The organism is Sphingosinicellaceae bacterium (assembly GCA_019285715.1).
Lineage (GTDB): Bacteria > Pseudomonadota > Alphaproteobacteria > Sphingomonadales > Sphingomonadaceae > Glacieibacterium.
Window position 1 is genome coordinate 3,953,934 of the sequence record CP079108.1, and the last position, 12,131, is coordinate 3,966,064.

Genomic DNA, 12,131 nt, shown 5'->3' on the forward strand with positions numbered 1-12,131 from the left:
GCGCGTCGCCGGAGCGCGGATCGCCGAATGGTAGGATGTTCACGCTTATTTGATAGTTTCGCACCGCCGCCCGGTGCAATGCAGGCGAGCTTCAGGATGGCGCGGATCATGGCGTGTCCTTGCGACAGGGGCGTCGCCTTCCACTGTACCATATAGGCGTGTCTGTAGGACATGCAGGGCGCCTGGCCGGGCGCGGGACCGATCCGGTATCGACCCGACCGGTACGCATGGCGCATAGTCGCGCCAATAGCAGCAGGAGACCCCGAATGCGTGTCATGGTCCTGGTCAAGGCAACCGCGCACAGCGAGGCCGGCTCGATGCCGACCACCGAGATGTTCGCCGCCATGGGCAAGTTCAACGAGGCGCTGGTCGATGCCGGCATCCTCGTCACTGGCGACGGACTGCACCCGTCGAGCAAGGCCAGTCGCGTCCGCTTCGACGGCACGCAGCGCACCGTCAACGAGGGCCCGTTCGGACCGCCCGAAGACCTCGTCGCCGGGTTCTGGATCTGGCAGGTCAGGGACATGGCCGAGGCCGTCGAGTGGGTGCAGCGCTGCCCCAACCCGATGCCCGGCCCGAGCGTAATCGAGATCCGGCCGATCTTCGAAGCTGCGGACTTCGGCGAAGCGCTGACGCCGGAGCTGATGGCGCACGAGGAAAAGTTGCGGGGGCGCATTGGCGGAAGCTAAGCCTCCCGATGCCAGCCGCGGATTGAAGCGACCGAGTGACCACGTTCAGTCGTTTGCCGGAACCCGATGAATCCCATCGTGATCCCGGACTTGACCCCGGACCCAGCTAACCACGGAAACCAAGCGCTGGGTTAACTCGGTCCCGCGTCACGTCCGAGCCGACCCGGAAGAGCGTGGCCGGGGCCCCCCTATTCCGCCGCGACGACCTTGGTGATCGGCACGACGTCCGCGCCGACCGGCAGCGCCTCCTGGATGCGGCGGAAAGTGGCGAGCGCCTGGCCCGTCACCTGGTCCATGTTGTAATAGCGGTAGGTCGCCAGCCGGCCGACGAACCAGACGTTCGGGGTCGCCATCGCGAGGCGCTCGTACTTCTTGTACAGCTCGGCGTTCTCCGGGCGCGGGATCGGGTAGTAGGGGTCGCCCTCGGCGCTTGGGTATTCGTAGGTGATCGCCGTCTTGGGGTGCACCTGGCCGGTCATGTGCTTGTATTCGCTGATCCTTGTGTAGGCCTCGGTCTGCGGATAGTTGACGGTACCGGTCGGCAGCGCCTGCTCGACGTCGAGCGTCTCGTGGCGGAATTTCAGGCTGCGGTAGGGCAGCTTGCCGTGGCGGAAGCCGAAATACTCGTCGACAGGGCCGGTCCATATCAGGCGCTTGAAGCTGGCCTCGTTGCGGATGTCGGCATAGTCGGTCTGGGTCATCACCTTGATGTTCGGGTGATCGAGCATCTTCTCGAACATCCGGGTGTAGCCGTGCTTGGGCATGTACTGGAATTCGTCGGTGAAATAGCGGTCGTCGCGATTGGTGCGCGTCGGCACGCGCGCCGTCACCGACTTGTCGAGCTCCGACGGGTCCATGCCCCACTGCTTGCGGGTGTAGCCCTGGAAAAACTTCTCATACAGCTCGCGGCCGACGACCGAGACGACGACATCCTCGGACGTCTTGATCTCGGCGGGGTGCTCGGCCTTCGACGCGAACCACGCCGGCAGTTCCTCGCTGGTCAGGTTCAGGCCGTACAGCATGTTGACGGTGTCGAGGTTGATCGGGATCGGCACTTCCATGCCGTCGACCTTGCCGAGAACGCGGTGCTCGTACTTTCGCCACTCGGTGAACTTCGACAGGTGGTCGAAGATCATCTGGCTGTTGGTGTGAAAGATGTGCGGGCCATACTGGTGGACCAGCAGGCCGTCGTCGTTGTGCCGATCATAGGCATTGCCGCCGATGTGCGGGCGGCGGTCGATGACCAGTACCTTCTCGTCGCGCTCGCTGGCGATACGTTCGGCAAGGGTGGCACCGGCAAAGCCCGCACCGACGATCACCCAATCAAACATCCGCCACCTCCAGCTTTGGCGCGGCCGTAGCGGCGGCGCTCAGGATCTTGTCCATTTCGACGTGCATCGCGGCCCACGTCCGGTCCCACGAGCCCTGCGCGAGCTGTGCGTCGACCGCCGCCAGCCAGTCGAGGCGCGGGCGACTGAGAACCTTGACCAGCGCCGCCAGCGTCTCCTCCGGGGTCGAGGCGAGCTCGACAAGACCGGCCTCGCCGTAGGGACGGATGACATCGCGGATCGCGGTCGACACCACCGGCAGCCCGGCGGCGAGAAACTCGGGCGTCTTGGTCGGCGAGATGAACCGGGTCGCGTCGTTGATCGCAAACGGCATCCAGCCGACGTTCCAGCCCGCCAGGTAAGCCGGCAGCTCCTCATAGGACTTGCCGCCGAGCCAGTGGATGTTCGGCGCCTTGGGCAGCGTCGCCGGATCGATCTTGGCGACCGGGCCGATCATCACGAACTGGACGTCAGGCGCGAGCGCGGCAACATTCCGCAACAGCTCGATATCGAAGCGCTCGTCGATGACCCCGAAGAAGCCGACGCGGGGATCGGCAATCCCGGCCTGGTCGGCAGGATCGGCCAGGCCGCCATCGCGTGCCGAGGCAAAATGCGCGACGTCGATCGAAGACGGGAAGCAATGGATATTGGCGTGGCGGTGGGCGGCCGCCTCATGCATCGAGGCACCGCCGGTGAACACGACGTCGGCGAGTTCGAGCAATTCCTGCTCAAGCGCAAGCAGCAGCGGCGGGGCGTGTTGGAAGGCGGACAACTCGTCCATCTTGTCGAAGACGATCAGGTCGGCGGGCACGTGGCGCGCAAACGGCAGCGCCATCGGCGTGTAGAACCACAGCACTACCGGGCCCTTGGCGGAGGCGACAAGGCGGTCGAGTATGTGGCGCTGGTGGTCGACGGCATCGGCGCCGTCGGTGCCGTGCGGCAGGATCGGCTGAATGACGGTGACAGCGTCGCGCGGAAGGGTTTCGCTGCGGGGCTCGCCGCCGTCGACCCACACCGGCTCCTCGAGAAAGATCACCTCGAAATCGCGGGCGGCGCGGGTCATAAGGTGCTGGGGCCGCTGCGTAACGAAATCCCACCGTAGGTGCGACAGCACGATTAAGGTCGGCCGTATCGATTCGCGGCGGTTAGTGGGTTCCGGACGCACGTCCGCAGGCGCGGCGAAGACCGTCATCGGGGCTCCCGGTTTAAGTTAAAAATAGCGATTTGGCCCAACGAGGACCGGCGCCAGGCGGGCACCTCACACCAAACGGAGAATTGCCTAATTCGTTCCCGGGGTTGCGCGGCGATGCTGCGGTGCGGCGCGGGCGCCGCACCCTCTGGAGCAGGTCAGCGCCGCGCCCGTGCGTTGGCGGTCGCAAGCAGCTGGCGGGCGGCGGCCGCATGCAGCACCTCGACGAGCTTGCCGTCGTAAGTGGTGACGCCCCGGCCCTCTGCGACGGCAGCCTCGTAGGCGGCGAGCAGGCCCGTCGCTGCGGCGATCTCCTCGGGAGTCGCGGCAAACACCGCGTTGACGACGTCGACCTGCGAAGGGTGGATCAGCGTCTTGCCGTCGAAGCCGAACATCCGCGCTTGCCTCGCCTCGGTGCGCAACCCGGCCTCGTCGCGGATGTCGGTGAACACCCCGTCGAAAGCGAGAATGCCGGCCGCGCGCGCCGCGATGACGATCGCCGACATGCTGTAGTGAAGCGGCGTCCGTGCGGCATCCGGGCGCAGGCCGAGGTCCTTCGACAGGTCGGCGAATCCGGCAACGAGAGCGGCGATGCCCGGGGTCGCAGCGATGGCAGCAACCTCGATGACGGCGCGCGGCGTCTCGATCATCGCCCACACCGGCACGCCGCCGGCCATGCGGACGGCCTCGACCGCCTCCGCCGCGCTGTCGACCTTGGGAACGACGACCGCTGCGGCACCGGCCTCGCGGGCGGCGGCGAAGTCGGCGGGTGCCCATTCGGTGTTGATGCCGTTGGCGCGGACCAGGACTTCGCGGTGCCCCCAGTCGCCGGCGCGGATGGCGGCGACGGCCTTGGCGCGGGCGGCGACTTTCTGGTCCGGCGCCACCGCATCCTCGAGATCGAGGATGACGCAGTCGCAGTCGAGCGTTCGCGCCTTGGCAACCGCGGAGTCGCGGCTGGCCGGGAGGTAGAGGATGGAGCGGCGGGGGGTTGGCATCCGAGGTCAGTGCCAGCGTTGGCGCGCGATAGGAAGGGTCGCGGCAAAGCCGCGCCGTCGGACGGGTTCGGCGGTGGGGCCGCCGGCCCGCCGGCCGGCAGCGGGCGAGTCCGTGCGCTGCATCGCGAACGCAAGCGCGTTCACTCCGCTGCTTCGGCCGCTCCGCTGCGCACCAGAGGACCTGTAAGCCGGGTTCTGTCCGGAGGCCGAAGCCTCGTGGACGGCCATTCCTCTAGGACGGCCATTACTGACCGCCTCAAGCAACCAACCCGGGCGATCGGGCCGCTTCCTGCCCTGGTCCGCACCCGAGGGTCCGGACCGGTGCCGCCCCTATGCGGTCTTGCTCCCGGTGGGGTTTACCTTGCCGCTCGGGTTACCCGTCGCGCGGTGCGCTCTTACCGCACCCTTTCAGCCTTGCCTGTGATATCCGAAAATACCCATCGGCGGTCTGCTCTCTGTGGCACTGTCCCTGGGGTCGCCCCCGCCGGGGGTTACCCGGCACCGTCGTTGCGTGGAGCCCGGACTTTCCTCCCCCGTGTCACCACGGCGGCGGCCGTCCAATCCTCTGGCGCGCGACGGATGCCTAGCCCCGTACCGAACGCTTGCCAAGTCTTGGCCGCCGCGCCTAGTGGACCGCATGCGCACACTCGCCCACGCCGCCATGGTTGCCGTCCTGCTTGCCGCCACCCTTGCCGGGTGCGCCAGCGTCCGCAAAGGCCTTGGCGAATACCAGAAGGCCGCCGACAAGGGCGTCAACATCGGCGGCCCGCCGGTCGATGCAGCCGACTCCAGTGGCGGTCCGTCGAACCCTGGCAAACCCGGCAAGCCGGGCAAGCACTCAGACCTCCCGTCCGGTCTCGGCGGCGACAAGGCCAACGCGCAATACACGAGCGTGCCGCAGAGCTGAGGCTCAGCCTTGGGCCAGCGCGCCCAGCACGATCGGCCGTGACGGATCGCCGCCCTCGTTCGCCACGATCACCGTCGTGCCGGGCTCGAACGCCGGGGCACCGGTGACGAGCACCTCCGCCCAGTCCGAAGCCTCGCCGTCGCCAGCGGGCTGGGTGAACCGCACCCGGCCACGCGCCTCGGGATCGTCGGTGTCGACCACCGTAGCGCGGAACACGCCGCCATTCGTACCGTCCATCATGTCCATCACCCTTCCGGTTTGAGCAGCCCGTACAACAGCGCCCGGCACTCGGCGTCGATGGCTCCCGACCAGTCGCGCGGCCTGAAGCGGCGCTGGAACGCGACCACCGCCGGGGTCGCCTCGGTGGTATCGTAGCCGAAGCGCCCGAGCGCCATGATGAAGCCCGCGTCGGTCCACTTTGGGTCGATGCCCATCGCCGGGATCGGCAGCGCCAGCCCGGCCCGCGCCAGTCGCGGCCAGTCGAACAGCTCGCCCGGATCGTCCTTGCGCGCCGGCGCGATGTCGCTGTGGCCGACGACCAGCGCGGGAGCAACGGCGTGACGCTGGACGATGCCCGCCAGCAGTGCTTCGACGGCGTCCATCTGCTGGACGGGGAACGGCCGGTAGCCGAACTCGTGGCCCGGGTTGACGATCTCGATGCCGACGCTGGCGGAGTTGATGTCGGTGACCCCGCGCCACCAGCTGCGGCCGGCGTGCCAGGCGCGGTCGGCCTCGTCGACCAGCGCGAACACCTGCCCGTCCTCGGCGACGACGTAGTGCGCCGAGACCTTGGCGGCGGGATCGGTCAGCCGGTCGAGCGCCGCGGCGGCGTCGGTCATGCCGGTATAGTGGAGCACGACCATCGTCACCGGCAGCGCCCGGACATCGAAGTTCGGACTCGCGCAGGCGATGGTGTTGGCGATCATGCGGCTTGCTCTTCGCGCGCCGGGGCTGTGCGATCGCGGGCCTGCGAGGTGCGCAGCGTGATGATCGCGATGCCCGCCAGCGTCAGCAGCCCGCCGACCACCATGATCGGCGTCACCGCGTTGCCGAACACCAGCACCGCGACGATCACCCCGAGCAGCGGCGTCGGCAGGGTCAGCGGTGCCACCGTCGACACCGGGTAGCGCTGGAACAGCCAGGTCATGCCGCCGTGCCCGATCAGCGAGGCACCGACCGCCGAATACACCAGCCAGCCCCAGGTGTGCAGCGGCACCGCCGCGACGTTGAGGAGCGCGCCGGGTTCGAAGACCAGGCTGGCGGCGGCGAGCAGCGGGATCGACACCGCCGCCAGCCAGAAGTGGATGGTCAACACGAACACCCCCTGCAGCCGCCGGAACAGCAGGTTGCCGATCGCCCAGCACAGGGCCGCGGCGACCGTCAGCAGCAGCCCGACGCGCTCGTCGAAGATGCGCGGATCGAAGGCCAGCACGCCGACCCCGGCGAAGGCGAGGAGGATGCCGGTGATGCGGATGAAGTGGATGCGCTCGTGGTAGAAGATCACCGCGAGGATCAGGCTGAAGGGCACCCCGACCTGCCCCGCGATGGCCAGCGCCGAGACATTGTCGGCGAGCGAGTAGCTGAGCGCACCGAGCCCCATGAACAGCGCCCCGGCAACGACGCCGGTGCCCGCGATCGCCGGCATCCGCCCGGGCAGCCACCGCGCCCACGGCGCACAGCACAGCAGCACGATCGTATAGCGCAGGGTCACGGCCATCAGCGGCGGGATCGCCTCGACTGCGAACTTGATGGCGACGATGTTCCCCGCCCAGATCAGGTCGATCAACAGGATGGCGAGCAGGTGGGTGCGCTTCATCCGCCGGCCGGATCGGCAGGGTTACGCGGATGCAGGACCGCGTAGGCGGCATTAATCGCCGCCATCCGGTGCTCGGCGACGTGGATGAACTCGGGCGGCGTGCCCTCGGCGATGTGGCGGTCGGGGTGGTGGAGCTTGACCAGCGCGCGGTAGGCGGCGCGCACGGTGTCGGCGTCGGCACCGGGCTCGACCCCGAGCACCAGCCACGGGTCGTCGGGCGCCGCCGCGAGGTGCCGGGCGCGGATGCGGGCGTAGGCGGCGGCATCGAATCCGAGCCGCGGCGCGACGGCATCGAGATAGGCGAGCTCGGCCGGGTGAATGCCATCGATCTTGGCGATCAGCAGCAGCGCCTCGAGCAGGTCCTCGAGCATCGGCGAACCCGCGCCGAGCAGCGCCGCCGCCTGGTCGGCATAGGCCTCGAAGCCGGCGACCGAGCCCTGCGCCAGCCGGTAGAAGCGCGCCGCATTGGGGCGCTCCACCTCGGGCACCCGGAACAGCCGCTCGAAGGTCGCGAACTCGGCCGCCGTGGGCGTGCCGTCGGCGGCGGCCATCTTGGCGGCCAGCGCGATCGCGGCGATGGTGAAGGCGACCTGGCGGCGGTCGGGGCGGCTGAGGCGGCGCTCGACCAGTGCGCGGCCCTGCGAGACCGCGGCGAGCACGCCGGTCCGCCCGCCGGACAACAGCCCGACAGCGGTGCCGATCACCGTGTCCCACGCGCTCACCTGGTCGCACCCTCTCCGTCTTGACGCCTCACGGTCTTAGGCGATTAGAAGTGCGAAAGTCACCCTGCCGGAGTTGCCGTCATGCCGCGTGCGATCGTCATCGGAGCCAGCCGCGGCATCGGCCACGAACTCGCCCGCGTTTACGCCGCCGATGGCTGGGAGGTCATCGCGACAGTCCGGCGGCCCGAGGATGGTGCGGCACTCGAAGCCTTGGCGGGCGTCGAGGTCGCCGTCGCCGACATCACCGACGAAGCTTCGCTGGTCGCGCTGGCGGGTCGGCCCGGCACCATCGATCTCGTCGTCGTCAACGCCGGCGTCGGCTCGCGCGAAGCCGGCCTCGATGCGCTCGATCCGGCGGAATGGACCCGGGTGATGGCCGTCAACGCGCTCGGCCCGCTGCTCGCGGCGCAGGCCCTCGCCAATTCGTTGAAGGATGGCGGCAGCTTCGTCGCGCTGTCGTCGATGATGGGATCGATCGGCGGCAACTCCGGCGGTGGCTCGTACAGCTACCGGATGTCGAAGGTAGCCCTCAACATGGCGCTGATGAACTTGGCGATCGCGTGGAAAGCGCGGCGGATCGCGGTGGCGGCCATCCATCCGGGCTGGGTCAAGACGGCGATCGGCGGTGCCGGCGCGCCCGTCGAGGTCGCCGATTCGGTCGCCGGGATGCGGACGATCATCGCGGGACTGACGCCGACGGGCCGCGCTCGCTTCCTCGACTACCGCGGCAACCGGCTCGACTGGTAGCTCGCGGTCAGCCGAGCGGTGCCGTCCGCATTGCCGGTGTCGAGCACGACCCCGGCATCGCGCGCCTGCTCCGCCAGCACTCCGGCCAGCGATGCCCGGGTCGTCGTCACGAGTTCGCCGCCAAGCGCCGCGACGACCTCGCCGGGCAGAGTCGTTCCCGTCGCCACGACATTGCCGACCTCGATCACCAGCACCGTGCCGCGCGGCGCCGCCTCGGCCGCGACCATCGCCAGCCCCGCGGTCAGCGCTGCGAAACCCGGCGGCCATGGTGCATCTTCGTCGGACCAGTCGAGCGTCACCTCGCCCCGCGACGCCAGCCACGCCGAAACCAGCGCCTTGGCACGGGCCGCGGCAAGCGGCTCCGCGGACGGGGTCAGCACGTAGCGGTAAAGCTCGAGCGCCGCGGTCAACGCCGCCGAGCTGTCGGCGGCAAGCTCGAGCAGCTCCGGATCGGGCGCGTCACCGAGCATGTCGACCGCGGTGCCGATCGCACCGGCAGGTCCGGCGAAGTCGTGGCACAATCGGCGCGCAAGCAGTGCGGCGAGGCTCATCTTGTTATCCCGGCGACGATGGCGGCTATGCCAAACGCTGCCAAGGCGGCTGCGGTGAGCCGGTTTAGCCACAATAGATGAAGATCGGTGACACGTTCCCGCAAAGCGCGGGTCGCCGTGCTGATCACCACCCACCACAGCATCGAGCCACCGAAAACACCGCCGACGACGATCGCCGAATTGAGCAGCCGCTGCGGCGAGCCGTGGCCGATCGCGTCGAAGCCGATCGCCCCGAAACTGCCCAGGAAGAAGAACAGGGTCGCGGGATTGGTCAGTGTCATGCCGAGCACCATCGCCGTCAGCCGCGGCGTCGGCAGCTCGCGCTCGGGCTCGCCGATGTGCGGGCTCGCCCGCCACACGACGACGGCGAAGACCAGCATGATCAGCCCGCCGACGATGCGGATGATGCCACCGTGCTCGGCGAGCAGGAGCCGCACCGCGCCGAGCCCGAAGGCCGCGACCGCAGCGAAGATCGCATCGCCCAACGCGCCCGCCGACCCGGTCAGCAGCGCCGCCGGCTGGCCGCGGGTCAGGGTGCGCTGGATGACCAGCAGGTTGATCGGTCCCACCGGTGCCGCCGCGGCGAGCCCGATGCCGATGCCCGCCGGCAGGTAGGCGTTGCTGAGGTCGATCACGCGGTTTCGGTCATGTCGGGGCGACGCGGAGCCCTGTCGCAAGAAGCCGCCCGTCGCCGAGCTGGGTCAGTTCGAACTCGACGCGCTGGCCGTCCTCGAGAGCCTCGAGCCCGGCGCGGTGGACTGCCGAGACGTGGACGAAGACATCGCGCGGGCCGAGGTCGGGGCGGATGAAGCCGAATCCCTTCTTGCGGTTGAACCACTTGACCTCGCCGATCGCCATCAGCTCAGCTCAGCTCAACGGGCGTGAAGCCGGTCGCGTTGCGCAGCCAGCCGGTGAGGGCATCATCGGCGACGATCACCCACAGCTGCCCGTCCTCCGCCGCCCGCGCCGCGTCGGTGGTCGAAGGTCGCGCCAGCCTGTTCGGATGCGAGTGATAATGCCCGATCACCGCCAGCCCCTCGCCGCGCGCCGCCCGGTGCCAGTGCAGGAGAGCCGCCAGGTCGATCTCGAAGCCGCGCTCCGGGTCGAGGGCAAAATTCGCTGTCGGCTCGGCGCGGACGACGTTGCCAGGCGACCCGATCAGCAGCCCGCACGCCTCACGCGGGTGCTCGCGCCGCGCATGATCGCGGATCTGCTCGCTTGCGCCGCTTGCAATCACGAACTTCATCCCGACATCGGCTAGGGGATGGGGGAGCCAAAGTCGATTCAGCGCGTTCAGGTGACCCCGGAGATGGCCGGCTGGCGCCTCGACCGCGCACTTGCGGTGTCGATCCCGACGCTGTCGCGCGAGCGACTTAAGGCGCTGATCTCCTCGGGCGAGGTCGAGGGCCCCGCAGGTCTGTCGCGCGACCCGGCCAAGAAGGTCGCGGCGGGCGATGCCTTCACGGTGCACATTCCGCCGGCGCGTCCGTCGCACAGCGAAGCGCAGGATATCCCGCTGACGGTTGTCTTCGAGGACGAGCATCTGCTCGTCGTCGACAAGCCCGCGGGACTGGTCGTCCACCCGGCGGCGGGCAATTTCGACGGGACCTTGGTCAACGCGCTGCTTCACCACTGCGCCGGCAAATTGTCGGGCATCGGCGGCGTGGCACGGCCCGGCATCGTCCACCGCATCGACAAGGACACCTCGGGCCTGCTGGTCGTCGCCAAGACCGATCCAGCGCACGAGGGCCTGTCGCGGCAATTCGCCGCGCATACGGTGGAAAGGCTCTACACGGCGATCGTTGCGGGCATCCCGGTCCCGCCCGCGGGGCGCATCGAGGGAGCCCTCGCCCGCTCGAGCGCGAACCGCCAGAAAATGGCGATCGTAGCCGACGGTCGCGGCAAGCACGCGATCACTCACTACCGTACCGTTCAGGGGTTGTTCAATGCTGCGCGCGTAGAGTGCAGGCTGGAAACGGGGAGAACCCATCAGATCCGCGTGCACATGGCGTCGATCGGCCACCCGCTGCTCGGCGACCCATTTTATGGGGGCGCAAAGGGTAACCAAAGGGTCGTTCTGACCGAACTCAATTTCAGGCGGCAAGCGCTCCACGCCGCGACACTGGGGTTCGTCCATCCCATTACCCAAGGAAAACTATCTTTCGCGTCACCGCTGCCCGTCGATATAGTGGACCTAATCGGTCGTCTTTCCGTTTGACGACCTCAAGTAGAGAAAGGGGAAGCCCCCATGGCTAATGTTCCCGCCAAGATCACGTCCATCCCCGCCCTCGGCGGCGAGGCTGGCCTCAACCGTTATCTGTCAGAGATCCGCAAGTTCCCGCTGCTCGCGCCCGAGGAGGAGTACATGCTCGCCAAGCGCTGGGCCGAGCACCAGGACCCCGATGCCGCCGCCAAGATGGTGACCAGCCATCTGCGCCTGGTTGCCAAGATCGCCATGGGTTACCGCGGCTATGGGCTGCCCGTCGCCGAGCTGATTTCCGAGGGCAACATCGGACTCATGCAGGGCGTCAAGAAGTTCGACGCCGAGCGCGGCTTCCGCCTCGCGACCTATGCGATGTGGTGGATCCGCGCCTCGATCCAGGAATACATCCTGCGCTCGTGGAGCCTGGTTAAGATCGGCACGACGGCGGCCCAGAAGAAGCTGTTCTTCAACCTGCGCCGACTCAAGGGCAAGATCGACGCGATGGAGGACGGCGACATGAAGCCGGCCGACGTCGAGAAGATCGCGACGACGCTCGGAGTGACCAACGACGAGGTCATCTCGATGAACCGCCGCATGTCGATGGGCGGCGATACCTCGCTCAACGCGCCGCTGCGCGAGGAGGGCGAGGGCGAGTGGCAGGACTGGCTGACCGACACCGGCCCGATCCAGGACGAGATCGTCGCCAACGAGCAGGAGCGCACCCAGCGCCACGCCATGCTTGTCGACGCGATGGAGGGACTGAACGACCGCGAGAAGCACATCCTGACCCAGCGCCGTCTGGTCGACGACCCGGAGACGCTCGAGGAGCTGTCGCAGCAGTACGGCATCAGCCGCGAGCGTGTCCGCCAGATCGAGGTGCGCGCCTTCGAGAAGCTTCAGAAGGGCATCCGCAACCTCGCGGGCGAGCGCCGGCTGCTCGAGCTGGCGTGAACCTGTCGTCCGAGTGTGCTAGGGCGGCGG

The 12,131-nt window shown here is 68.4% G+C and carries 14 protein-coding genes, 1 other RNA gene and 1 pseudogene; 5 read left to right on the plus strand and 11 right to left on the minus strand.

From position 1 onward, the window contains the following. Nucleotides 1–266: 266 nt before the first annotated feature. A complete protein-coding gene (locus KX816_18205; protein QXQ06095.1) occupies nt 267–689 on the plus strand; it encodes a YciI family protein in 423 nt (140 codons plus the stop codon). 188 nt (nt 690–877) lie between these two features. On the opposite strand, the pseudogene glf reads toward KX816_18205, so the two are convergent. The 3 genes and pseudogenes from glf to rnpB all read right to left on the minus strand — a co-directional run bounded on the left by glf (nt 878) and on the right by rnpB (nt 4,773). Continuing rightward, nucleotides 878–3,080 (minus strand): annotated as a pseudogene (gene glf, locus KX816_18210) (UDP-galactopyranose mutase). A 284-nt stretch (nt 3,081–3,364) separates the two neighbouring features. After that, nucleotides 3,365–4,204 carry a CoA ester lyase gene (locus KX816_18215; GenBank protein ID QXQ06096.1) on the minus strand — a complete coding sequence of 280 codons (840 nt, stop codon included), beginning with the start codon at nt 4,202–4,204 and terminating at the stop codon, nt 3,365–3,367. A gap of 168 nt (nt 4,205–4,372) precedes the next feature. Further along, nucleotides 4,373–4,773: RNase P RNA component class A (gene rnpB / locus KX816_18220), an RNA gene on the minus strand. Nucleotides 4,774–4,841: 68 nt separating this feature from the next. Here rnpB and KX816_18225 point away from each other — a divergent pair. Further along, nucleotides 4,842–5,111, plus strand: coding sequence for a hypothetical protein (locus KX816_18225; GenBank protein QXQ06097.1), 270 nt, complete (start codon nt 4,842–4,844; stop codon nt 5,109–5,111). A gap of 3 nt (nt 5,112–5,114) precedes the next feature. Here KX816_18225 and KX816_18230 read toward each other — a convergent pair whose 3' ends face one another. Genes KX816_18230 through KX816_18245 form a run of 4 tightly spaced genes read right to left on the minus strand, consistent with a single transcriptional unit; the run spans nt 5,115 to nt 7,649 of the window. Then, entirely contained in the window at nt 5,115–5,351 is a 237-nt protein-coding gene (locus KX816_18230; protein ID QXQ06098.1) for a phage baseplate assembly protein V, read from the minus strand. 5 nt (nt 5,352–5,356) lie between these two features. After that, nucleotides 5,357–6,037 (minus strand): N-acetylmuramoyl-L-alanine amidase, encoded by a 681-nt coding sequence (locus KX816_18235; GenBank protein QXQ06099.1) that lies wholly within the window; start codon nt 6,035–6,037, stop codon nt 5,357–5,359. Then, nucleotides 6,034–6,927, minus strand: a complete 894-nt coding sequence (locus KX816_18240; GenBank protein ID QXQ06100.1) for an EamA family transporter — start codon at nt 6,925–6,927, stop codon at nt 6,034–6,036. Before KX816_18240 ends, KX816_18235 begins: the two co-directional genes overlap by 4 nt. Continuing rightward, nucleotides 6,924–7,649 carry a DnaJ family molecular chaperone gene (locus tag KX816_18245; GenBank protein QXQ06101.1) on the minus strand — a complete coding sequence of 242 codons (726 nt, stop codon included), beginning with the start codon at nt 7,647–7,649 and terminating at the stop codon, nt 6,924–6,926. The genes KX816_18240 and KX816_18245 overlap by 4 nt, the downstream gene beginning before the upstream one ends. Nucleotides 7,650–7,730: 81 nt before the next feature. Here KX816_18245 and KX816_18250 point away from each other — a divergent pair, with 81 nt between their 5' ends. Further along, nucleotides 7,731–8,396 (plus strand): SDR family NAD(P)-dependent oxidoreductase, encoded by a 666-nt coding sequence (locus KX816_18250; protein ID QXQ06102.1) that lies wholly within the window; start codon nt 7,731–7,733, stop codon nt 8,394–8,396. Here the strand turns inward: KX816_18250 and KX816_18255 are convergent. Genes KX816_18255 through KX816_18270 form a run of 4 tightly spaced genes read right to left on the minus strand, consistent with a single transcriptional unit; the run spans nt 8,369 to nt 10,193 of the window. Next, complete coding sequence (locus tag KX816_18255; GenBank protein ID QXQ06103.1) at nt 8,369–8,947, minus strand: hypothetical protein; 579 nt, start codon at nt 8,945–8,947, stop codon at nt 8,369–8,371. The two genes, KX816_18250 and KX816_18255, sit on opposite strands and share 28 nt — an antisense overlap. Then, nucleotides 8,944–9,582: a LysE family transporter gene (locus KX816_18260; protein ID QXQ06104.1), complete on the minus strand. Its 639-nt coding sequence runs from the start codon at nt 9,580–9,582 to the stop codon at nt 8,944–8,946. Before KX816_18260 ends, KX816_18255 begins: the two co-directional genes overlap by 4 nt. A gap of 10 nt (nt 9,583–9,592) precedes the next feature. After that, nucleotides 9,593–9,805 carry a cold-shock protein gene (locus tag KX816_18265; protein QXQ06105.1) on the minus strand — a complete coding sequence of 71 codons (213 nt, stop codon included), beginning with the start codon at nt 9,803–9,805 and terminating at the stop codon, nt 9,593–9,595. Nucleotides 9,806–9,809: 4 nt separating this feature from the next. Further along, complete coding sequence (locus KX816_18270) at nt 9,810–10,193, minus strand: M67 family metallopeptidase (protein ID QXQ06106.1); 384 nt, start codon at nt 10,191–10,193, stop codon at nt 9,810–9,812. Nucleotides 10,194–10,211: 18 nt separating this feature from the next. Between KX816_18270 and KX816_18275 the strand changes: the two genes are divergently transcribed. Together KX816_18275 and rpoH are read left to right on the plus strand one after the other, a co-directional pair. Next, on the plus strand, nt 10,212–11,165 hold the full coding sequence (locus tag KX816_18275) for an RluA family pseudouridine synthase (GenBank protein ID QXQ06107.1): 954 nt from the start codon (nt 10,212–10,214) through the stop codon (nt 11,163–11,165). Between the two features lie 30 nt (nt 11,166–11,195). Next, on the plus strand, nt 11,196–12,101 hold the full coding sequence (gene rpoH / locus KX816_18280) for an RNA polymerase sigma factor RpoH (protein QXQ06108.1): 906 nt from the start codon (nt 11,196–11,198) through the stop codon (nt 12,099–12,101). Nucleotides 12,102–12,131: the final 30 nt, after the last annotated feature.